The organism is Actinoplanes sp. NPDC051346 (assembly GCF_040682215.1).
Lineage (GTDB): Bacteria > Actinomycetota > Actinomycetes > Mycobacteriales > Micromonosporaceae > Actinoplanes.
In genome coordinates this window covers 71,742-92,686 of the sequence record NZ_JBFBAJ010000013.1, presented here as the reverse complement: position 1 = coordinate 92,686, position 20,945 = coordinate 71,742, and the positions used below count along the sequence as shown (strand labels likewise).

The window sequence follows — 20,945 nt, the reverse complement described above, 5'->3', positions numbered from 1 at the left end:
TTCCATGGGCGTCCGTACGTGGATCCGGGACTGGCCGGTCTATCGGCAGCTCACCGGCACCGACCCGCTGGGTCGGGGCGCGGCGGCCCAGTCCGACCGGTCCCGGAGCCTGACGGCGCGCACCGAGACCGCCGACTCCACAGCCCGATCCGTCTGTCCGTACTGCGCGGTCGGCTGCGGGCAGCGAATCTCCGTCAAGGACGGCGAGGTCGTCGCCATCGAGGGCGACCCGGACAGCCCGATCTCCCGGGGCCGGCTGTGTCCCAAGGGCTCGGCCAGCAAGAGCCTGGTCACCAGCGACCGCCGGCAGCGCACGGTCCTCTACCGCCGGCCGTACGGCACCGAGTGGGAGCACCTCGACCTCGACACGGCGATGACCATGATCGCCGACCGGGTCCTCGCCGCGCGCGAGCAGACGTGGCAGGACACCGACGCGGACGGGCGGCCCCTGAACCGCACGATGGGCATCTCCAGCCTGGGCGGCGCCACGCTGGACAACGAAGAGAACTACCTGATCAAGAAGCTGTTCACCGCGCTGGGCGCCATCCAGATCGAGAACCAGGCGCGCATTTGACACTCCGCCACCGTCCCCGGTCTGGGGACCAGCTTCGGCCGTGGCGGGGCCACCGGATTCCTCCAGGATCTGGCTAACGCCGACTGCGTCATCATCCAGGGCTCCAACATGGCGGAGGCCCACCCCGTGGGCTTCCAGTACGTGGTGGAGGCGAAGAACCGCGGCGCCAAGATCATCCACATCGACCCGCGGTTCACCCGGACCAGCGCCCTGGCGCACACCTACGTGAGCCTGCGCGCCGGCGCCGACATCGCGTTCCTGGGTGGAGTGATCAACTACATCCTGGAGAACGAGAAGGACTTCCGGGAGTACGTCCTCGCGTACACCAACGCGTCCACGCTGGTCAGTGAGGACTTCCAGGACGCCGAGGACCTCGGCGGACTGTTCTCCGGCTACGACCCCGAAACCCACACGTACGACCAGAGCAGCTGGCAGTACGCGGGTCACAAGGAACACGGTCGACAGCAGGACGAGTCCCACGTCGACCGGGAGACCGCCGCCGGGCTCGAGCAGGAGTCCCACGGCACGCCGATCCCCGCCGACGTGCCCCGCGACCCGACGTTGCGAGACCCGCGCTGCGTCTACCAGATCCTCAAACGGCACTACGCGCGCTACACGCCCGAGGTCGTCGAGCGGCTCTGCGGCGTGACCGGGGACAAGTTCCTGGAGGTCTGCGAGGCGTGGACCGCCAACTCCGGCCGGGAGCGGACCACGGCGCTGGTCTACTCGGTCGGCTGGACCCAGCACAGCGTCGGCGTGCAGTACATCCGCGCCGGCGCGATCATCCAGCTCCTGCTCGGCAACATGGGGCGCCCCGGCGGCGGCGTGATGGCGCTGCGCGGGCACGCCAGCATCCAGGGCTCGACCGACATCCCCACGCTGTTCAACCTGCTGCCCGGCTACCTGCCGATGCCGCACCACCGCAAGCACGAGACGTTCCGGCAGTGGGTCGACACGATCCGGCACCCCGAGCAGCAGGGCTTCTGGGCGAACGCCGAGTCCTACGCGGTGAGCCTGCTCAAGGCCTACTTCGGCGACGCCGCCACCGCCGACAACGACTTCGGATACGGGTGGCTGCCCCGGATCACCGGCGACCACGGCACGTACCAGCAGGTCCTCGACATGATCGACGGCAAGATCAAGGGCTACTTCCTGCTCGGGCAGAACCCGGCCGTCGGCTCCGCGCACGGCCGCGCCCAGCGCCTCGGCATGGCCAACCTGGACTGGCTGGTCGTCCGCGACCTGTTCATGATCGAGAGCGCGACGTTCTGGAAGGACGGGCCCGAGGTCGCCACCGGCGAGATCGTGCCCGAACAGTGCAGGACCGAGGTCTTCTTCCTCCCCGCCGCCTCCCACGTGGAGAAGGAGGGCACCTTCACCCAGACCCAGCGGATGCTCCAGTGGCGGGAGAAGGCCGTCGAGCCCTCCGGCGACTGCCGCTCCGAGCTGTGGTTCTTCTACCACCTCGGCCGCCTCCTGCGGGAACGGCTGGCCGGGTCCACCGCCGCGCGCGACCAGGGCCTGCTCCACCTGACCTGGGACTACCCCCGGCACGGCGAGCGCGGCGACGAGCCCGACGCCGAGGCCGTGCTCAAGGAGATCAACGGCTTCGAGATCGCCACCGGGCGGCCGCTGTCCGCCTTCACCGAGCTGAGGCCGGACGGCTCCACCGCCGGCGGCTGCTGGATCTACACCGGCGTCTACGCCGGCGGCGTCAACCAGGCGGCGCGCCGCAAGCCGCGCACCGAACAGGACTGGGTGGCCCGGGAATGGGGCTGGGCGTGGCCGGCCGACCGGCGCACGCTCTACAACCGCGCCTCCGCCGACCCGGACGGCCGCCCCTGGTCCGAGCGCAAGAAGTACGTGTGGTGGGACGCCGAGGCGCTCGAGTGGACGGGTTATGACGTCCCCGACTTCGAGAAGACGAAGCCGCCGTCGTACCGGCCGCCGCCGGGCGCGACCGGCGTGGAGGCGATCTCCGGCGACGACCCGTTCATCATGCAGGGCGACGGGAAAGGCTGGCTCTACGCGCCCAGCGGCCTCATCGACGGTCCACTGCCGACGCACTACGAGCCGGCCGAGTCGACGGTGCGCAACCCGCTCTACGACCAGCAGGCCAACCCGACCCGCAAGGTCTACGACCGGACGGACAACCCGACCCACCCCAGCCCGAACACCACGGTCTTCCCGTACGTCTTCAGCACCAGCCGGCTCACCGAGCACCACACCGCCGGGGCGATGAGCCGGCAGCTCGCGTACCTGTCGGAGCTGCAGCCGGAGATGTTCGTCGAGGTGTCGCCGGCACTCGCCGCCGAGCGGGGGCTGGAGCACCTCGGCTGGGCGCACATCGTCACCGCCCGGGCGGCGATCGAGGCCCGGGTGCTGGTCACCGAGCGGCTCACCCCGCTGCGCATCGAGGACCGCGTCGTGCACCAGCTCTGGATGCCCTACCACTGGGGCGGCGAGGGACTGGTGACCGGTGACTCGGCCAACGACCTCATCGGCATCACCCTGGACCCGAACGTCCTGATCCAGGAGAGCAAGGTCGGCACGTGTGACATCCAGCCGGGTCGGCGACCCACCGGGCCGCGACTGCTGGCGTACGTGCGAGGCTACCGCCGACGCGCGGGCCTTTCGCACGACGGGCCGGAAGCTTCACACGACGGGCCGGAAGCTTCGCACGACGAGTCGGGGGAGTGCTGACGTGGTGGGACCGAACAGCCTCTACGGGCCGCTGGACCCGGCGCCCGACGCCGGCCACGTCGACGCGCCGCCACGGATGGGCTTCTTTACCGATACCAGCGTCTGCATCGGCTGCAAGGCGTGCGAGGTGGCGTGCAAGGAGTGGAACCTCGTCCCGGACGACGGCTTCAACCTGCTGGGCACCTCGTATGACAACACCGGAGGCCTGACCGCCAACTCGTGGCGTCACGTCGCCTTCATCGAACAACCCGCCGCCACCCGCGCCCCCGCCAAGGCGGCCGGACCGGAGTTCCTGGGGATGCCGATGACGGATCTGCCCGGACGCACGATCGACGCCCCGCGCACCGACTTCCGCTGGCTGATGATGTCCAACGTGTGCAAACACTGCACCCATGCCGGATGCCTGGACGTGTGCCCGACCGGCGCCCTGTTCCGCACCGAGTTCGGCACGGTCGTGGTGCAGGAGGACATCTGCAACGGCTGCGGCTACTGCGTTCCGGCATGCCCGTACGGTGTCATCGACCAGCGCGAGGACGACGGCCGCGCGTGGAAGTGCACGCTCTGCTACGACCGGATCGGCGACGGCCTGACCCCGGCCTGCGCGAAAGCCTGCCCGACCGAGTCCATCCAGTACGGCGAACTCGACGAACTCCGCGACCGGGCCCGGCACCGCGTCGAGAAGCTGCACGAGCAGGGCGTCACCGAGGCCCGCCTGTACGGCCACGACCCGAACGACGGCGTCGGCGGCGACGGCGCCTTCTTCCTGCTGCTCGACGAGCCGGAGGTTTACGGCCTGCCCCCGGACCCGGTCGTGCCCACCCGCGACCTCGCAGCGATGTGGAAACGCGCCGGCCTCGCGGCGCTCGCCATGGCCGCCACGGTCGTCGTGTCGTTCGCGGGACGACGCCGGTGACGCCGCCCGAGAACCAGGACCGCCGGGAAAGCGCGCTCCCCGGCGGCGGCTCCGAACGTGGTGGCTCCGAACGTGGTGGCTCCGAACGTGGTGGCTCCGAACGTGGTGGCTCCGAACGCGGGGGCTCCGAACGCGGCGGTCCGCTCACCGGTGGCGAACGCGGTGGGCGCGGCTCGGGTGGGCGGCGTAGTCGGGGTGGTGGGCGCGGGGACCGGGCGATGGTGCCGCCGGCCGACTTCCGGTCCTACTACGGGCGGCCGATCGTCAAGGCGCCGGTCTGGCACCACGACATCGCCGCGTACCTGTTCACCGGTGGGCTGGCCGCCGGTTCGGCCCTGCTCGCGGCCGGCGGTGACGCCACCGCGCGGCCCGCGCTGCGCCGCGCCGGCCGGCTGACCGCGCTGGGCGCGCTCGGCGCCAGCACCTACTTCCTGATCCACGACCTCGGCCGCCCCGAACGCTTCGCGAACATGCTGCGGGTCGCGAAGCCCACCTCGCCCATGTCCATGGGTACGTGGATCCTCACCGCCTTCGGTGCGGCCGCCGGCGTGTCGGCCGTCGCGGAGGCGGCTCCGTTGCTGCCGCCGCGCGGCGTGCCGGGCCTCGCGCGTCGCGTCCTACCGTCGGTCGGCGCCGCCGGCCAGTACGGTGCCGCCGTCCTCGCTCCGGCGCTGGCGACGTACACGGCGGTGCTGCTCGCCGACACGGCCACGCCGAGCTGGCACGAGGCGTACCCGGACCTGCCCTTCGTCTTCGCCGGCAGCGCGCTGGCCAGCGGCGCGGGCGTCGGCCTGCTGGCCGCCCCGGGCGACCGGACGAACCCGGCCCGGCGCATGGCCGTCTGCGGCGCGGCGATGGAACTGTACGGCGCGCACCGCATCGAGACCGGCATGGGCATCCTCAGCGAGCCCTACCGGCAGGGCAGGGCGGGCCGGCTGCTGAAGGCCGGCCGGCTGCTGACGGCGGCCGGAGCGGCGGGCGCCCTGCTGGGCCGACGCAGCCGGGTGGTGTCGGCGCTGTCGGGATTGTCGCTGCTGGCCGCGTCGGTGGCGACCCGCTTCGGGATCTTCGACGGCGGCATCGCGTCGGCGCAGGATCCGAAGTACACGGTGGTGCCGCAGCGTGAACGCCTCGCCCGCCGCGCGGCAACCGAGCCTTCGCCGTGAGCTCGAGCCCTCCTCAGCGAATCTCGATGGTCCTGCCGTCGGCGCGGGCGGGCAGCAGCTCGCCCACCACCGGGTAGCCGGGAACCTCCCCGGCGACCAGCAGCCCCCCGGAGGTCTGCGCGTCGGCCAGCAGCAGCAACTCGTCGACGGATACGTCGCCGGTGTCGGCATGTGGCAGGACCCAGTCGAGGTTGCGCCGGGTGCCGCCGCTGACATGCCCGTCGGCCAGCGCCCGGCGGGCACCGTCGAGGTAGGGCACGGCGGACGCCCGTACCCGCGCCGTGACCCCGCTGGCCCGGGCCAGCTTGTGCAGGTGACCGAGCAGCCCGAACCCGGTGACATCGGTGGCGCACACCGCGCCGGCGGCGAGCGCCGCCTCGGAGGCGGCCCGGTTCAGCTCCGTCATCGCCGTGACGGCCTGCGGAAACACGTCGCCGGTCGCCTTGTGGCGGCTGTTCAGCACCCCGATGCCGAGCGGCTTGGTCAGTGTCAGGGGGATCCCGGCCCGTCCGGCGTCGTTGCGCATCAACCGGTCCGGGTCGGCGACACCGGTCACCGCCATGCCGTACTTGGGCTCGGGATCGTCCACGCTGTGCCCGCCCGCGACGTGGCAACCGGCCTCCCGGGCCACGTCCAGCCCGCCCCGGAGCACCTCGGCGGCCACCTCCATGGACAGGAGGTCGCGCGGCCACGCCAGCAGATTGACGGCGACGACGGGACTGCCGCCCATCGCGTACACATCGGAGAGCGCGTTCGCGGCGGCGATCCGCCCCCAGTCGTACGCGTCATCGACCACCGGGGTGAAGAAGTCGGCGGTGGCGACGATCGCGAGCCCGGCCGCCAACCGCACCACGGCCGCGTCGTCCCCGTCGTCGAGCCCCACCATCAACTCGCCAGGCCCCCGCGGCGCCGCGGGCCCGACGAGCCCGGCCACCACCGCCTCGAGCTCGCCGGGCGGAATCTTGCAGGCACACCCGCCGCCGTGTGCGTACTGAGTGAGTCGCATGCTCGTCGTCACCCTGGCACTGTACGGGTGAGGGTGAACCGCCTCAGTACCCTCCGTCCATGATCGAAAAGGTGAAAGTCGCGGTCGTCGGCGTCGGGAACAACACCTCAGCGCTGGTCCAGGGCATCAACCTCCACCGCCGAACCGGCAGCCTGGTAGGCATCCACCGGCCGCTGATCGCGGGCATCGGCGTCGGAGACATCGCGTTCACCGCGGCCTTCGCCCTCTCCGACGCCAAGGTGGGGGAGGACCTGCACCAGGCGATCTTCGCGCCCCCCAACAACTTTCCCCGCCTCGACTTTCCCCGCCTCGACGCGGACCTCGCCCCGTCCGGCATGACGGTGCAGCGTGGCCTGGTCGACTCCACCGAGATCGAACGGGTGGCACTCGCGCTGAAGGGTTCGGAGGTGCTGCTCTACTCCGCGCCGAGCGGCAGGCCGGACACCGCCCGGGCGTACGCCGAGGCCGCGCTCAAGGCGGGAGTGGCGTTCATCAACACCACCTCGGACCCGATCGCCCGGGACGCGTCCCTGCTCACACGCTTCGAGGAAGCCGGCCTCCCGCTGATCGGCGACGACCTGGCCAGCCAGTTCGGCACTTCCGTCCTCCACCACGCCCTGCTGCGGCTGATCGAGGAGCGGGGACTCACGCTCACCAGCTCCTATCAGGTCAACCTGGGAGGCACCGAGGACTTCCGCAACCTCGTCGAGAACCCGAACACCAAGCACCAGTCCAAACTGAACGCCCTCGGATCCGACAAGGTCCAGGTGGCGCCCCTCGGATACCTGCCACACCTGAAGTCCCAGAAAATCACCCACCTCAACATCGAGGCGCTGGGCTGGGGCGGCACCTCGGTGAGCCTCGACGTACGACTCCAGGTGCACGATCCCAGCGGCGCCGCCGGCGTCAACATCGACCTGATCCGCCTGGCGGCCGTCGCCCTGCGCTCAGGCCGAGGCGGCTACCCGGCCGAGGCGGCGTCACACCTCAAGAGCCCGCCCGGGACCTCGGTGTAGCCGCACGGCGGCTAGGGTTGTCGGCGGAGGCGTTCAGGTGGCTGGTGCCCCTCCCGATCTTCAAAATCGGAGTGACGCGGTATCCGGGTCAGGCGGGTTCGATTCCCGTCCGCCTCCGCCAAGCGGCGAACACCCCGCCTGAGCTGCCTCGAGGCGCCCAGGCGGGGTGCGCCGGACATCGCTCATCCGGGTTCTCCCATCAACGCCATTCGGCACTGATGCTGCCGAGGCGGCAACTTTGTCGCTGGTAGAGGCGATGATGCGCTCGCGCTCGCGATTGCGGCACTTCGTTATGGTCCAGCAGTGGAGACCCTGAAACTCGAACCGATGACTGAGGATCAATATCTCGCGTACCGGCAGGGCGCTGAGTTGGACTACGCGAAGAACATCGCCGATTCTGGCGCCCTGCCGCTGATCGAAGCGCAGCAGCAGGCGAGTGAGGACTTCCAGCGACTGTTGCCCGACGGCTTGCACACCGACGGCCATCATCTGTGGACTGCCTACGACGGTGCCGAAGAGGTGGGCATGGTTTGGCTGCATGTGGAGGAGAAGTCGGACGGGCGACACGCCTTCGGCTACGACTTCGCGGTCCGTGAGCAGCTACGCCGCAAGGGATACGGCCGTGCCATCATGCAGGCGGCCGAGCAAGCATGCCGGGAGTTGGGCGTGGTGTCCATTGGCTTGAATGTCTTCGGATTCAACGCAGGGGCCCGCAGCCTGTATGAGCAGATGGGCTTCGAGGTCACGTCGATCCGGATGCGCAAGCGGCTGTAGCGCCGAGCCTCGGTGATCATGACGGACGGCCACGGACGATGGCGAACTGAGGACCGCGGCTCAGGCCGCTAGCCCTAGGTCGTAGCATCCTTGCTCGTGTCCACCGATTCAGAGCCGTCAGCTGACTGGCGATACGAAGAGCTGAGGCGGCTCGGTGAACTTGAGCGTCGCATGACGGTAGAGCTGGCGGACACTCGTGACGCCATCGCTCGGCTCGTCGGCCAGATTCTTCCGCACCACGCCCGCCCGGATCGGATCGAAGGCGTCGTTCACGCCAGCGGGTATGCGCGGTGGATGATCGAGCGCCTGCGCGACGGCAAGATGTGGCTCCGCTGAGCAGCAGTCCAAGGCCAGTACAGCACCGAAGTACAGCAACCGGTGTGACGCGGTATCCGGGCCAGGCGGGGTAGATGCTAGAGACATGTTGCTAAAGGAGTCTTTATAAAGCATTCTCTAGGTATGGCATCCGAGCAGCGCAAGACAATCCGGTTGGACGACCCGCGGGCCCTGCGCGCCTACGCGCATCCGCTGAGGCTGAGCCTGATCGGGATGCTGCGCCGTAACGGCCCGATGACCGCTACCCAGTGCGCCGCCGTCCTGGACGAGAACGTGCCGAACTGCTCCTTCCATCTCCGGCAGCTCGCGAAGTACGGGCTGGCGGAACGGGCGCCCGCGGCCGACGGACGGGAGCGGCCCTGGCAGGCGACCGCGAGCAGCACCTCGTGGACCGACGACTCGGACGACCCGGAAGCGAGGGTCGCGGCCGACCAGCTGAACGCGGCGATCCTGCGCCAGTACGTACGGCGGGCGGAGGCCTATCTCGCGGTTCGCGGCGAGGAGTCCGTCGAGTGGCGCGCGGCGGCCGGTTTCAGCGACGAGGTGATCTACGTGACCGCCGAGCAGTTGGTCACGCTCACCGAGCAGGTTGAGGCGCTGCTGGAACCGTACCGGGACAAGACTGCGCGGGCCGCGGGATCCCGGCCGGTCACCGTCGTGCAGTTGGCGATACCGACGCCCGATGACGGTGCGCCGTGACGACCGATGCCCTGCCGAAGCCCGCACTGGCGCTGCTGCGTGATCGGGTGTTTCGACGCTACTGGTCAGCGCATGTCGTCTCGTTGGTCGGCGACCAGATCTCGCTGATCGCGATCCCGCTGCTGGCCGTGCTGACGATCGGTGCCGGAGCGGCCGAGATGGGATATCTGACCGCCGCCGCGCTGCTGCCGAACCTCCTCTTCTCGCTGCTCGCCGGGGCGTGGGTGGACCGGCGGGCCTACAAGCGGAAGGTCATGATCGGTGCCGACCTCGGCCGGGCGGCACTGCTGGCGGTGGTGCCGGTCCTGGCGTTCGCTGGCGTGCTGCACTTGTGGCACCTCTGCGTGCTGGCTTTCGCCATCGGCACGCTCACCGTCTGCTACGAGGTCGCCGATGGCAGCCTGTTCGCCTCCGTGGTCCGGCGGCCGGACTACATCGCCGCGAACTCGCTGACCAACGGTGCCCGGGCCATGTCGTATGTGGCCGGTCCCAGCGTGGGCGGTGTCCTCGTGCAGGTGCTCACCGCGCCGTTCGCGCTGGTGGCCGACGTGCTGTCGTACCTTGGATCGGCTCTGCTGCTGACCCGGATCTCCCCGCCGGAGCACGTCGGCTCCGCGTCGGAAGGCGGCGGCCTGCGGATCGGCTCCGGGCTGACGTTCATCATCCGATCCGCGGTGCTGCGGCAGCTCCTGCTGGGCGTCACCGTGATCAACTTGTTCAACTACATCTTCGACGCGTTGCTGATCCTCTATGTGACCACCGAGCTGGGCATCTCACCGGGGCTGATCGGCGCGCTGATCGGCATCGCGTCGATCGGCGGGCTGACCGGTGCCGCGATCGCCACTCCGCTCACCCGCCGGTTCGGCGTCGGCCCGGTCGTGCTCCTCGGGTACGTGGCGTTCCCGCTCCCACTGGTATTGATCCCGCTCGCCGACGGCCCCCAGCCGGTGGTGATCGGCATGCTGTTCGCCGCGGAGTTCCTCTCCTCGCTCGGGGTGGTGATCCTCGACATCGGGGTCGGCTCGTTGCAGACAGCGGCCACCCCGGTGTCCCGACTCTCCCTGGTCAAGGGCGCGCAGCGCACGGTCAACTACGGAGTACGGCCGATCGGGGCGCTGCTCGGCGGGCTCCTCGGCGAGCTGATCGGAGTGCACGCGGCACTATGGATCGGCGCGGTCGGTGCGGTCGCCGGTGTGTTCTTCGTCGTCTTTTCTCCGGTCCCACGCATGCGCGAGCTGCCCGACTCCTGACTGCCGCGGTATCCGGTCAGCGGCGTGCTGTCCACTCGTCGGCGAGGATGGCGAAGAGCAGCTCGTCGTGCCACTCTCCGCCGAAGGCGACGCACTGCCGCAGGTGGCCCTCCTGGCGCATGCCGAGCCGCAGCATGGCTCGCGTCGAGGCCTCGTTGCCGGCATTGGTCTGCGCTGTCACCCGGTGCAATCCCAGCACGTCGAAGGCGAGATCGAGCAGCGCCGCCACGGCCTCGCTCGCGTACCCGTGGCCCTGGGCGTCCGGGTGCAGGATGGCGCCGATCTCGCCGTGGCCGTGCTCCGTGCTGGTGAGGCTCAGGTCCACCTCGCCGATGAGCCGCCCGGTGGAGCGCAGCTCCACTGCCAGGACAAGGAAGTCGCCGTCGGCGGCGAGCGTCGTCATGGTCAGCCTTTGGGCGACCACGTCGCGGACCCCGTCCCGCGTGGCGGGCGGCCAGTACAGGTAGCGCAGCACCTCCGGTCGGCTGCGCAGGTCGTACAGCGCGTCGACGTCGTCGCGGCGGAACGGGCGCAGCAGCAGGCGGTCGGTGGCGAGTGGGGCGTCGACAGTCAGCACGCACCCATGATGACGGGCGCCGTCCACGGGGGGGCAGCCGCGTTTTCGCGCGTTGACCTCAAGGAAGGTTGAGGTTCTACGGTCCCGGAATGACGATCAAGCAGTACCCCCAGGACCGACTCGCCAGTCAACCCATCGGCTACTGGACCGGTGTCGCCAACGAGATCATCGTCGGGAGCATCCGTGCCGCCCTCGGCGAGGAAGATCTCACCCAGCCGCACTGGTGGATCCTCAACCACGTCGCCGGTGCTCCCGGGCAGTGGACCCGTGCCGGTCTCACCGCCAAGCTCTCCACGTTCGACACCCAGGGCCTCGACTTCGACGCTGTTCACGCCGATCTCACCGCCCGAGGTTGGACCGCGGAAGCCGACGGCGGGCTCACGCTCACCGAGGCGGGTGAGGCCGGACGCCGGCGCGCGGCGGCCCGTGCCCGGAAGGTTCACGAGCGGATGCACAACGGCATCGACACTACGGAGTACGTCGCCGCCCTCGACGTGCTCCGCCGGATGATCGCCAATCTCGGCGGCGACAGCGACCTGCCGTAGCCGCGTACGCCCCGTGTTCCGCGGGCGTCAGCCGGTGAACGACTTCAGCATGTCGGCCGGCATCTCCCGCACCTGCTCCCCGGGCGGGGCCTCGACGGTGATCGGGCTGCCGAAGTCGTAGTACTTCGCGGTGATCTTTCCGGATCCCTGGGCCGGCAGGCCCAGGCCGTTCATGTCGATGACCAGCTCGGCGAGCCGGCCCTGGTCGTCGACCTTGGCGGTGAACGGTACGGCCTTGGCCTTCTCGCCGAGCGCGGCCAGCGACGTTTCCTGCCCCTGCGCCCTGGACATGTCCAGCACGCCCTTGAAGTCGCCGGCGCCGACCTTCTCCACCTTGCCGAGCCCGGCCAGGAATTTGTCGGCGTTGACGAGGTTGTCGACGTTCAGTTGGCTGCCGGCGGGGATCTTCGTCGCGTCGACGTGCATCCACGTCTTGCCTCCGCCATCCAGCGAGGCGCCGAGTGGTCCGCCGAATTGCAGATACAGGTCGGGGCCGAGCAGGCGCATCTTCATGTCCATCTTCTGACCGCCGGCGTTGATCCTGATGGTCATGTCGGCCTTGCGGTTCTTCTGGTCGGCCACGCCGGTGGCGCTCATCGCGGCGCCCATGTCCATCTTCGCCTTGAGCGGCTGCTCGCCCAGCTTATTCGACGCCGCGGTCAACTCGGCCGCCGGGTCGGCCGCCGCGGCCGAGGTCGCAGCCGTCCCCGGGGATGTCTGGTGGTCACCGGACCGATCACAGCCGGCCAGCCCGAGCGCGGTGGCCAGCGCCACGCCGGCGATGGCCAAACGACGCGTCTTCATCATGTTCTCCCAGGTCCCTCGTCAACGAGCGGCCTACCTTAGCGGTGAGCTGCGACATCAGCAGTCGCGTGGCTCACCTCAGAATTTCCTCAAGAAAGAGCTCATAACTCTGCGTCGCTGGACGACTGCAAGGCGCAACACCCCGTGAATGTGGGTGGGTACGTCGATAGTCCAGGGAGTCATCATGCTCATTCGTCTCGTCCAGACCTTGGTCAGCCCCGCGCCCCGCGACGACGAGGGGGCCACGGCGGTGGAGTACGGCCTCATGGTGGCACTCATCGCGGTCGTCATCATCGGCGCCGTGATCCTGCTCGGGGACAACCTCAGCGGCATGTTCGGCGGCGTCGCCGATCAGGTGCAGGCGCCGACGCCGTGATCCGGCAGGGGCGTGGCGGGCGTACCTTTCCCGCCGCGCCTGCCCGCCGCGACGAGGGCGCGGCGGCGGTGGAGATGGCGCTGGTTCTGCCCCTGCTCCTGCTCCTGCTCTTCGGAATCATCGACTTCGGTCGTGCGCTGAACATCCAGATCACGCTGACCGAGGCGGCCCGCGAGGGCGCCAGGGCGACGGCCCTGGGATTCGACGGGCGGGTACGCGTCACGTCGGCCGCCGGACCGGTCTCGGTCGACACGCTGGACATCAGTGCCTGCGACGGCGACCTCAGCGCCGACGCGGTCGTCCGCGTGTCGCATGCCTTCCGCCCGGTGACGCCGGTGGGCTCCCTGATGGGGTTCTTCGGCGGCGACTCGGACGGGTCCTTCACCATCGCCGCGCGAGGAGTCATGCCATGCGTCGGATGACGGCCCGGCGCAGGCCCGGTCGCGGCGACGACGGCGCGGTCACCGCGCTGGTCGCGGTGCTGCTCGGGACCGGCGTCCTGCTCGGCGTGGCCGCCGTCGTCGTCGACGTCGGCCGGCTCTACGCAGAGCGGGAACAGCTGCAGAGCGGCGCGGACGCGGCGGCCTGGGCGGTCGGCGAGGGCTGTGTCCTGACGCCCGTGCGGTGCGCGGGCCAGGCCACCACGGCCGGCGCGTACGCCGACGGCAACGCCGCCGACGGGGCCGCGACGGTGACGGAGATCTGCGGCACCGGGCCGGGTCTGCCCACGTGCCCGGCCCCGGTCGCCAACCGGACGAGCTGCCTGGGCACGGTTCCGGCGGCGGTCCCGTACGCGGAAATCCGGGTCGAGACCCGGCTGCCGGACGGCTCGACCGTGCTGCCGTCCGTCTTCGCCCGGGCGCTGACCGGGCAGCGCGACGGCACGACGGTGGGAGCCTGCGCCCGGGTCGCCTGGGGGCCGCCCCGCGTGGCCGAGGGCTTCGCCGTCACGTTCTCGATCTGTGAGTGGCGCGAGCTCACCCAGGACGGTACGGAGTTCTGGCCGTCGCCGTCGGAGGGCCCGCCGCCGCCGGCAGCCGAGCAGATCATCCGGCTCAAGGGCAGCGCGGGCGCGAGCACCTGCCCGGCCGGCCCGTCCGGCTGGGACCGGCCGGGCGGATTCGGGTGGCTCGACGACCCGTCGTCGTCCTGTGCGGTCACGGTCGAGACGGACGGCACGTTTGGCGGCAACACCGGCAACTCCGCGTCGCATCCGTGCCAGGACGCGATGCTCCAGGCGTGGGAGGGCCGCGACGTGGTGCTGATCCCGGTCTACGACGCGGTCCGGTCGCAGGGGGCGGGGACGACCTACCACCTGGCCGGCTTCACCTCGTTCGTGCTGACCGGATACCAGCTTTCCGGATTCTCGGCACCGTCCTGGCTGACCGGCCTGCGGCGGTGCGGTGGCGCCGAGCGGTGCCTCTACGGCTATTTCGTGCGCGGCCTGGTCCGGACGACGGGCGCGGAAATCGGCGGCCCCGACCTGGGCGTCGCCGTCGTCAACCTCGTCGGTTGAGTCGAGCAGGGAGTAAGGGATGAGACGGCGGCTACTCGCGGTTCTCGTGGCGGCCGTACTCGCGGGCGTGGGCTGCCTGGCGGTGGTCGCGTACGTGCGCGGCGCCGACCAGCGGGCACTCGCCGGCCGTGCGGCGGTCTGGGTGTTCGTCAGCAAGCAGCGCATCCCGGCCGGCACCTCCGCGGCCGCCATCCGCGACGGCGGATACACCGAGAGGGTCCAGATGCCGGCCGGTACCGTGCCCGGCACCGCGCTCGGCGAGGTGGGCAGCCAGCTCGACGGTCTCGTGCTCACCGCCGACCTGGGCCCCAGCCAGCTCCTGCTGCGGGGGATGTTCGCGGAGCCCAGCCAGGTGACCGGCGGCCTGGCCGTGCCGGACGGCAAGCTCGCCGTCAGCGTGCAGGTGACCGCCGCCGCCCGGGTCGCCGGCTACGTGCGCCCCGGCTCGCGGGTCGCCGTGTTCACCACGTTCACGATGCGCGAGGGGCGCGGGCGGGTGCCGGCCGGCGACGGCCTGAGCAGCGGGCACGACTACAACCAGGCGACCCGCATGCTGCTGCCCCGCGTCGAGGTCATCGCCGTGGGGGAGCGGGGGGTCGCGGGGGCCGTCACCGCCGGCGACGCGCCGGCGGTGACGCCGTCGGCGGGTGCGAGCGGCGCGAAGCCCGCCGCCGGGATGCTGGTCACCGTCGCGGTGACCCAGGCGGAGGCGGAGAAGCTGCTCCACGTCTCGCTGACCGGGGTGCTGTCGCTGGCGTTGCTGGACGACACGGCCACCGTGGAGCCCGACGAGGGCATCGACAACAACTCCCTCTTTCCGTGACGGGGCCGATGATGACCATCTACTGTGACCCCGGTTCCCCGTCCGGCTACCCCGGTTCGGTCGAGCCCGACTGTGTCGTACCCGAGCCGTCGCTGCTGCCGGCGGCGCTGGCCGACCGTCCCGACGCCCAACTGGTCGTGCTGGGCGCCGGCGTGCCGCTCGACGAGGCCGTCGCGTTCACCGCCCGGCAGCGGGTGGAGCGGCCCTCGCTCGGTGTCGTGCTGCTGCGCGACCGCGTCGAGGTGGCCGTGCTCGCCGAGGCCATGCGCGCCGGGATCCGGGAGGTCGTCGCGGCCGGGGACACCGACGCCGTGGACGCGGCCTGCGCCCGGTCCCTGGATCTGACGCGCCGGCTCAGCCCGGCGGCGCCCGCGGGCGCCCAGGTGATCACCGTCTTCTCCGGCAAGGGCGGGGTCGGAAAGAGCACGGTCGCCACCAACCTGGCCGTCACCCTGGCCGGCGGCGGCCGGAGCCGGGTGTGCCTGGTCGACCTGGACCTGCAGTTCGGCGACGTCGGCATCCTGTTGCAGCTGCCGCCGGAACGGGGTCTGGCGGACGCGGTCGCGATGGCCGGCCGGCTGGACGAGGACGGGGTTCGTTCCCTCATCACGCCGTACCGCCCCGGGATCGACGCGCTGCTGGCCCCGGCCGGACCCGCCGAGGGCGACCAGGTGGACCGGCACCTGGTGACGGAGCTGCTCGGCGTGCTCACGTCGATGTACGACTACATCGTCGTGGACACCCCGCCGTACGTCAGCGACCAGGTTCTGGCGGCCCTCGACCGCACCGACTGGTTCGTCCTCGTCGTGACGCCGGACCTACCCGCCCTCAAGAGCGCCCGGCTGACCCTCACCACCTTCGAGATGCTCGAGTACGCGAGCGAGCGCCGGCTCATCCTGCTGAACCGGGCCGACTCGGAGGTCGGCCTCACCGTCGCGGACGTGGAGAAGGCGCTGGGGCAGCCGACGGCGGTGCTGATGCCGTCGTCGCGCGACGTGCCGCTGTCGGTCAACCGGGGCGTCCCGCTCGCCGCGGAACGCCCGACCCATCCGGTGGCCCGGGCGATGGGTGAGCTCGCCGCGCGCTGTGGCGCCCAGGACGCCGCTCCGGCGCGCCGCTCGCGGGCACGGCTGTTCGGCCGGAGGCGCTGAGTGGGCCTCTCCGATCACCTGTCGCAGCGGCACCGGTCCAAGGAGCCGGCCCGACCCGAGCCCGGCGCCGGCCGCCCGGCGCCGGACCCCCTCGGCGATGTGCGTCAGCGCATCCAGCGCAGGCTGGCCGAGCTGCTCGGCCCCAAGCTGTACGACGACATGGGCGCGGCCGACGAGCTGGAGCTGCAGGTACGCCGCACTGTCGCGGAGCTGCTCGCCGCCGAGGAGACGCCGCTGACCAGCGCGGACCGGGCGCGGATCACCGGTGAGGTGACCGACGAGATCCTCGGGCACGGACCGATCGAGCCGCTGCTGCGCGACCCGTCGGTCAACGAGGTGATGGTGAACGGCCCGCACCGGATCTACGTCGAGCGCGGCGGTCGGCTGGAGCCGGCCGGGGTCGAGTTCGCCGACGAGGCCCACCTGCGCCGGGTCATCGACCGCATCGTGTCCCGGGTGGGCCGCCGCGTCGACGAGGCCAGCCCGATGGTCGACGCCCGCCTGCCCGACGGAAGCCGGGTCAACGCCGTCGTGCCGCCGATCGCGCTGGACGGCTCGACGCTGACCATCCGTAAGTTCGCCCGGGACCCGTTCACCGTCGACGACCTCATCTCCTTCGGCACGCTGACCCGGCAGACCGCCGACCTGCTGCGGGCCTGCGTCCGCGGCCACCTCAACATCGTCGTCAGCGGCGGCACCGGCTCCGGCAAGACCACGACGCTCAACGTGCTCTCCGGGTTCGTGCCCGCCGAGGAGCGGATCGTCACGGTCGAGGACGCCGCGGAGCTGCAACTGCACCAGGAGCACGTGGTACGCCTCGAATCGCGGCCGCCGAACGTCGAGGGACGCGGCGCCGTCACCACCCGGGACCTCGTGCGCAACGCGCTGCGGATGCGGCCGGACCGCATCGTCGTCGGCGAGGTCCGCGACGGCGCCGCGCTGGACATGCTGCAGGCCATGAACACCGGGCACGACGGGTCACTGACCACTCTGCACGCCAACACCCCGCGCGACGCGCTGGCCCGGATGGAGACGATGGTGTTGATGGCCGGCATGGACCTGCCGGTCCGGGCCATCCGCGAGCAGGTCGCCTCGGCCGTACACCTCATCATCCAGGTCAGCCGGCTGCAGGACGGCAGCCGGCGGATCACCCACATCACCGAGGTCGTCGGCATGGAGTCCGGCGTCATCACCCTGCAGGACCTGTTCCTGTTCGACCTGCGGGCGGGCACCGACGCCGCCGGGCGGTTCCGCGGCAAACTCCAGCCCACCGGCCTTCGGCCGCGCGTGCTCGAGCATCTGGCCGCGCACGGCGTCACGGTCCCGCTCGACGTCTTCCAGGCCGGTCCCCGATGATCCGGTACGTGGTCAGCGCGGCGTTCGCGCTGGCGGTGACCTTCCTGTCCGCCGACGGCGCCGCCGCGGCCCCGGCCGGCACGCCGGGCATCGTGGTCACCGGCCTGCAGCCGTCGCCCGGCGCCGTCGAGTTCTTCGTCTCCGGCCACGACCTGCCGGCGGGCACCACCCTCGCCGGTGCGAAGGTGACCGCGACGGCGGACGGCGTCCCGCTCGCGACCGAGATCCGTACGGTGATCGCGACGTCGGGAGGCGCCCCGGCCCGCGCGGTCGTGCTGGTCCTCGACACGAGCGGGTCCATGGCGGGCGCCCGGCTGGCGGCGGCCCGCGCGGCGGCGCTCGACTACGCCGCGGCCGCGCCGGCCGACGTCCGGCTGGGGCTGGTCACCATCTCCGACACCGCCGCCGTGGCGCTGGCGCCCACGACCGACCGGACGGCCTTCGGCGCGACGGTCGCCCGCCTCGCGGCCAGGGGCCGGACCGCGCTGTACGACGGCATCACCCTCGCCGGGAGCCTGCTCGACCCGCGCCGCAACCCGGCTGCGGCTGGGTTCCTCGAGCGTCGCGTCGTTGTTTTGTCGGACGGTGCCGACACGTCCTCCCGGGTGAGCGCCGACCGGCTGCTGTCCGGCGTGGCCCGGGTCGACGCCACCATGGACGCGGTGGCGTTCGGCGCCGACGCGGACCGCCGTCGCCTGGAGGAGCTCACCGGCGTCACCGGGGGCCGGGTTCTGACCGCCGCCGACGCGCCGGCGCTGCGCGCGTCCTTCCGCGGCATGGCGGAGGGCCTGTCGGCGCCGGTGGTGGTGCGCGCGGGCGTGCCGGCGGAGTTGGCCGGAAGGCCCGCCGTGCTGCGCGTCCAGGCCCGGCTCGGTGCCGCGGTCCTGAGCGCCGAGGCGCCCGTCACGTTCCGGGCCGACCCGGCGACGGGGTCCCGCCCGCTGCCGGTCCTGGCTCCCGCCTCCCGCCAACCCGGGCCGGCCGTCACGCTCGTCCTGGTGGCCGTCGCGATCTTCGGTTCGACCCTGCTGGCGCTGCGCCCTCTCGTCGCCCGCGGCCGCGTCCAGCGGCGGCTTCGCGAGCTGGACCGGTTCGCACCCACGCGCCGCGGCGCACCGGCGGAGGCGCCTGACGGCAACGGGCTCGTCCGCGCCGTGATGGGGGTGTCCGAGCGCGCCGTCAGCAAGCCCGACCGGCGTAAACGCCTCGAGCTGGCGCTCGACCGCGCCGGAAGTTCGCTGCGCCCGGCGGAATGGCAGCTGATCCGGCTCGGCTGCGCCGTCGGCGGCGCGGTGGCCCTGCTGCCCGTCGCGCCCTGGTGGGCCGCTCTGCCGGGCGGGATGCTGGCCGGTTGGTGCGGCTCCGGGCTCTACCTGCGGTTGCGGGCGACTCGTCGCACCCGCGCGTTCGCCGATCAGCTGCCCGACGCTCTGCAACTGCTGGTCGGCTCGCTGCGGTCGGGCTTCTCGCTGCCGCAGTCACTGGACGCCCTCGTCCGCGACGGCGCCGAGCCGATCGCCGAGGAACTGGGCCGCGCGCTGGCCGAGACCCGGCTCGGCGGTGACCTGGAGGAGTCGCTGGAACGCGTCGCCGAGCGCAACGCCAGCCAGGACCTCACCTGGCTGGTCATGGCGATCCGGATCCAGCGCGAGGTCGGCGGAAGCCTGTCGGAGGTGCTGGAGACGGCGGTCACCACCATGCGCGACCGGGCCCGGCTGCACCGGCACGTCCGCGCGCTGTCGGCGGAGGGACGGCTGTCCGCGCTGATTCTGCTCAGCATGCCGATCGTGCTCGGCGCCTGGATGTTCGTGTTCCGGCGCGAATACCTGCGCCCCCTCTACACCGAGCCGCTGGGCCTGCTCATGCTCGGCACCTCGGTGACCGGCATCCTCATCGGCGCCCTCTGGCTGCGCAAACTCGTCCAGGTGGAGGTGTAGCGTGCCGCCTTCGATCCTGCTCGGCCTCGGACTGGTCGCCCTCACCGCCGCCGTACTCGTGCTGGCCTTGGCCTTCGCGAGCGCCCCGGCCGGTGCGGCGGTGGCCCGGCTCCTCGAATCGGTGCCCAGGCCGAACCCGGCGACCTTCGTCGCCCCTCGCGACCGGCCCCTCGCCGACCGGCTCGGTGCACCGCTGGCGCGGCGGCTGGGCCGGCTCGGCACACTGCTGACCCCGTCCGGCGCCGTGGCCCGCCTGCAGCGGCACCTGGACTACGCCGGCAACCCGCCAGGGCTGCCGCTGCAGCGGGTGGTGCCGCTCAAGGGCGTCACGCTGGTGGTGGGCGCGCTCGTCGGCGCCGGCTTCTGCGCCCTCCTCGGCGCTCGCGGCGGAGCGGTGATGGGTGGCGTCTTCGGGGCTGCCGCCGGCTTCCTCGGGCCGGACCTGCTGATCTACAACATGGCCCTCAAGCGGCAGCAGGAACTGCTGCTGTCCATGCCGGACGTCCTCGACACGCTGGTCATCAGCGTCGAGGCGGGCCTGGGGTTCGACGCCGCCATGGCGCAGGTGGCGCAGCACGGCCGCACACCGATGGCGCGCGAGCTGTTGCGCGTCCTGCAGGAGATGCAACTGGGGGTCGGCCGGGCGGCGGCGCTGCGCGCGCTGGGTGACCGGACCACGGTCCCCGAGCTGCGTACGTTCGTCACCGCGGTCGTCCAGGCCGGCGAGCTCGGCATCCCGATCGCGGGGGTGCTGCGCGAGCACGCCGCCGAGATGCGGGTACGGCGCCGCCAGCGCGCCGAGGAGATCGCCCAGAAGGTACCCATCAAGATCCTCTTTCCGGTGCTGTTCTGCCTCTTCCCGGCCCTCTTCGTGGTGATCCTCGGCCCGGGCGTGCTGCAGATGATCCACGCGTTCGCCCGCTGACAAAGTTCGACGACCGAAAGGACAGGTAAGCGCATGGCCAAGGTCTTGGTGGTCGACGACGACCCGGCGATCCGGCAGTTGCTCAGCGACGTGCTCGAGCTGGACGGTCACGAGGTGCACGTCGCCGTGGACGGCGCGGACGGCGAGCGGGCGTGCGCGGACCTGCGCCCGGACTTCGTGGTGCTGGACCTCATGATGCCGCGCCTGGACGGATACGAGGTGCTGCGCTGCATCCGCGTCCAGCAGGGATCCGAGGTCCCGGTCCTGTTGCTGACCGCCGCACCGGACGGCGCCGTGCGCGGCCGCGAGAACGGCGCCAACTACTACCTCGCCAAGCCGTTCACGGCCGACGAGGTGCTGTATCTGATCGACGGCGTGCTGGGACACGACACCCCGATCGCCGACGTCCGGGCGGCGGTCGAGGTCGCCCGCGGACGGGGCTACTCCGGGTACGCCTGACAGTCGGCCGTACCCGGTAGGTTGGTTCTGCTGGACCGG

General features: G+C 71.5%; 21 protein-coding genes and 1 tRNA gene. 18 read left to right on the top strand and 4 right to left on the bottom strand.

The genetic code is table 11. The features are described 5' to 3' along the window. Nucleotides 1–4: 4 nt before the first annotated feature. The 3 genes from fdh (at nucleotide 5) to nrfD (ending at nucleotide 5,356) form a co-directional block, all read left to right on the top strand. Complete coding sequence (gene fdh, locus AB0M36_RS28715; protein ID WP_364163417.1) at nucleotides 5–3,277, top strand: formate dehydrogenase; 3,273 nt, start codon at nucleotides 5–7, stop codon at nucleotides 3,275–3,277. 4 nt (nucleotides 3,278–3,281) lie between these two features. After that, on the top strand, nucleotides 3,282–4,190 hold the full coding sequence (locus AB0M36_RS28710) for a 4Fe-4S dicluster domain-containing protein (RefSeq protein WP_364163917.1): 909 nt from the start codon (nucleotides 3,282–3,284) through the stop codon (nucleotides 4,188–4,190). Nucleotides 4,191–4,408: 218 nt separating this feature from the next. Continuing rightward, complete coding sequence (gene nrfD / locus AB0M36_RS28705) at nucleotides 4,409–5,356, top strand: NrfD/PsrC family molybdoenzyme membrane anchor subunit (protein ID WP_364163414.1); 948 nt, start codon at nucleotides 4,409–4,411, stop codon at nucleotides 5,354–5,356. Nucleotides 5,357–5,369: 13 nt separating this feature from the next. On the opposite strand, the gene selD is transcribed toward nrfD, so the two are convergent. Next, a complete protein-coding gene (gene selD / locus AB0M36_RS28700; RefSeq protein WP_364163411.1) occupies nucleotides 5,370–6,374 on the bottom strand; it encodes a selenide, water dikinase SelD in 1,005 nt (334 codons plus the stop codon). Nucleotides 6,375–6,421: 47 nt separating this feature from the next. On the opposite strand from selD, the gene AB0M36_RS28695 reads away from it, so the two are divergent. From AB0M36_RS28695 to AB0M36_RS28685, 3 genes are all read left to right on the top strand, one after another. Next, the gene (locus AB0M36_RS28695; protein WP_364163408.1) at nucleotides 6,422–7,378 is read left to right on the top strand and encodes an inositol-3-phosphate synthase; all 957 of its coding nucleotides are present in this window, start codon (nucleotides 6,422–6,424) and stop codon (nucleotides 7,376–7,378) included. A gap of 25 nt (nucleotides 7,379–7,403) precedes the next feature. Next, nucleotides 7,404–7,499: transfer RNA gene (locus AB0M36_RS28690), tRNA-Sec, on the top strand. A gap of 182 nt (nucleotides 7,500–7,681) precedes the next feature. Further along, nucleotides 7,682–8,152 (top strand): GNAT family N-acetyltransferase, encoded by a 471-nt coding sequence (locus AB0M36_RS28685; RefSeq protein WP_364163406.1) that lies wholly within the window; start codon nucleotides 7,682–7,684, stop codon nucleotides 8,150–8,152. A gap of 117 nt (nucleotides 8,153–8,269) precedes the next feature. Here AB0M36_RS28685 and AB0M36_RS28680 read toward each other — a convergent pair whose 3' ends face one another. Next, nucleotides 8,270–8,425, bottom strand: a complete 156-nt coding sequence (locus AB0M36_RS28680; protein ID WP_364163403.1) for a hypothetical protein — start codon at nucleotides 8,423–8,425, stop codon at nucleotides 8,270–8,272. A gap of 186 nt (nucleotides 8,426–8,611) precedes the next feature. Here AB0M36_RS28680 and AB0M36_RS28675 point away from each other — a divergent pair, with 186 nt between their 5' ends. Beyond that, nucleotides 8,612–9,187 carry a helix-turn-helix domain-containing protein gene (locus AB0M36_RS28675; RefSeq protein WP_364163400.1) on the top strand — a complete coding sequence of 192 codons (576 nt, stop codon included), beginning with the start codon at nucleotides 8,612–8,614 and terminating at the stop codon, nucleotides 9,185–9,187. Next, a complete protein-coding gene (locus AB0M36_RS28670; protein WP_364163398.1) occupies nucleotides 9,184–10,437 on the top strand; it encodes an MFS transporter in 1,254 nt (417 codons plus the stop codon). Before AB0M36_RS28675 ends, AB0M36_RS28670 begins: the two co-directional genes overlap by 4 nt. 16 nt (nucleotides 10,438–10,453) lie before the next feature. Here AB0M36_RS28670 and AB0M36_RS28665 read toward each other — a convergent pair whose 3' ends face one another. Next, entirely contained in the window at nucleotides 10,454–11,014 is a 561-nt protein-coding gene (locus AB0M36_RS28665) for a GNAT family protein (protein ID WP_364163396.1), read from the bottom strand. Nucleotides 11,015–11,103: 89 nt separating this feature from the next. On the opposite strand from AB0M36_RS28665, the gene AB0M36_RS28660 reads away from it, so the two are divergent. Beyond that, entirely contained in the window at nucleotides 11,104–11,559 is a 456-nt protein-coding gene (locus AB0M36_RS28660) for a MarR family transcriptional regulator (protein WP_364163393.1), read from the top strand. A gap of 27 nt (nucleotides 11,560–11,586) precedes the next feature. Here AB0M36_RS28660 and AB0M36_RS28655 read toward each other — a convergent pair whose 3' ends face one another. Next, nucleotides 11,587–12,363, bottom strand: a complete 777-nt coding sequence (locus AB0M36_RS28655) for a hypothetical protein (protein ID WP_364163390.1) — start codon at nucleotides 12,361–12,363, stop codon at nucleotides 11,587–11,589. Between the two features lie 184 nt (nucleotides 12,364–12,547). On the opposite strand from AB0M36_RS28655, the gene AB0M36_RS28650 reads away from it, so the two are divergent. The 9 genes from AB0M36_RS28650 to AB0M36_RS28610 are packed head-to-tail and all read left to right on the top strand — an operon-like array spanning nucleotide 12,548 to nucleotide 20,906. After that, nucleotides 12,548–12,739 (top strand): Flp family type IVb pilin, encoded by a 192-nt coding sequence (locus AB0M36_RS28650; RefSeq protein WP_364163388.1) that lies wholly within the window; start codon nucleotides 12,548–12,550, stop codon nucleotides 12,737–12,739. Beyond that, nucleotides 12,736–13,161 carry a TadE family protein gene (locus AB0M36_RS28645; protein WP_364163385.1) on the top strand — a complete coding sequence of 142 codons (426 nt, stop codon included), beginning with the start codon at nucleotides 12,736–12,738 and terminating at the stop codon, nucleotides 13,159–13,161. The genes AB0M36_RS28650 and AB0M36_RS28645 overlap by 4 nt, the downstream gene beginning before the upstream one ends. Continuing rightward, the gene (locus tag AB0M36_RS28640) at nucleotides 13,149–14,255 is read left to right on the top strand and encodes a pilus assembly protein TadG-related protein (RefSeq protein WP_364163382.1); all 1,107 of its coding nucleotides are present in this window, start codon (nucleotides 13,149–13,151) and stop codon (nucleotides 14,253–14,255) included. The genes AB0M36_RS28645 and AB0M36_RS28640 overlap by 13 nt, the downstream gene beginning before the upstream one ends. Nucleotides 14,256–14,274: 19 nt before the next feature. After that, a complete protein-coding gene (gene cpaB, locus AB0M36_RS28635) occupies nucleotides 14,275–15,078 on the top strand; it encodes a Flp pilus assembly protein CpaB (RefSeq protein WP_364163379.1) in 804 nt (267 codons plus the stop codon). 11 nt (nucleotides 15,079–15,089) lie between these two features. Further along, complete coding sequence (locus AB0M36_RS28630; RefSeq protein ID WP_364163376.1) at nucleotides 15,090–16,229, top strand: P-loop NTPase; 1,140 nt, start codon at nucleotides 15,090–15,092, stop codon at nucleotides 16,227–16,229. Beyond that, on the top strand, nucleotides 16,230–17,585 hold the full coding sequence (locus AB0M36_RS28625) for a CpaF family protein (protein ID WP_364163373.1): 1,356 nt from the start codon (nucleotides 16,230–16,232) through the stop codon (nucleotides 17,583–17,585). After that, a complete protein-coding gene (locus AB0M36_RS28620) occupies nucleotides 17,582–19,522 on the top strand; it encodes a type II secretion system F family protein (RefSeq protein ID WP_364163370.1) in 1,941 nt (646 codons plus the stop codon). Before AB0M36_RS28625 ends, AB0M36_RS28620 begins: the two co-directional genes overlap by 4 nt. Before the next feature lies 1 nt (nucleotide 19,523). After that, on the top strand, nucleotides 19,524–20,447 hold the full coding sequence (locus AB0M36_RS28615) for a type II secretion system F family protein (RefSeq protein WP_364163368.1): 924 nt from the start codon (nucleotides 19,524–19,526) through the stop codon (nucleotides 20,445–20,447). A gap of 33 nt (nucleotides 20,448–20,480) precedes the next feature. Next, nucleotides 20,481–20,906 (top strand): response regulator, encoded by a 426-nt coding sequence (locus AB0M36_RS28610; RefSeq protein WP_364163365.1) that lies wholly within the window; start codon nucleotides 20,481–20,483, stop codon nucleotides 20,904–20,906. The last annotated feature ends 39 nt before the right edge of the window (nucleotides 20,907–20,945 follow it).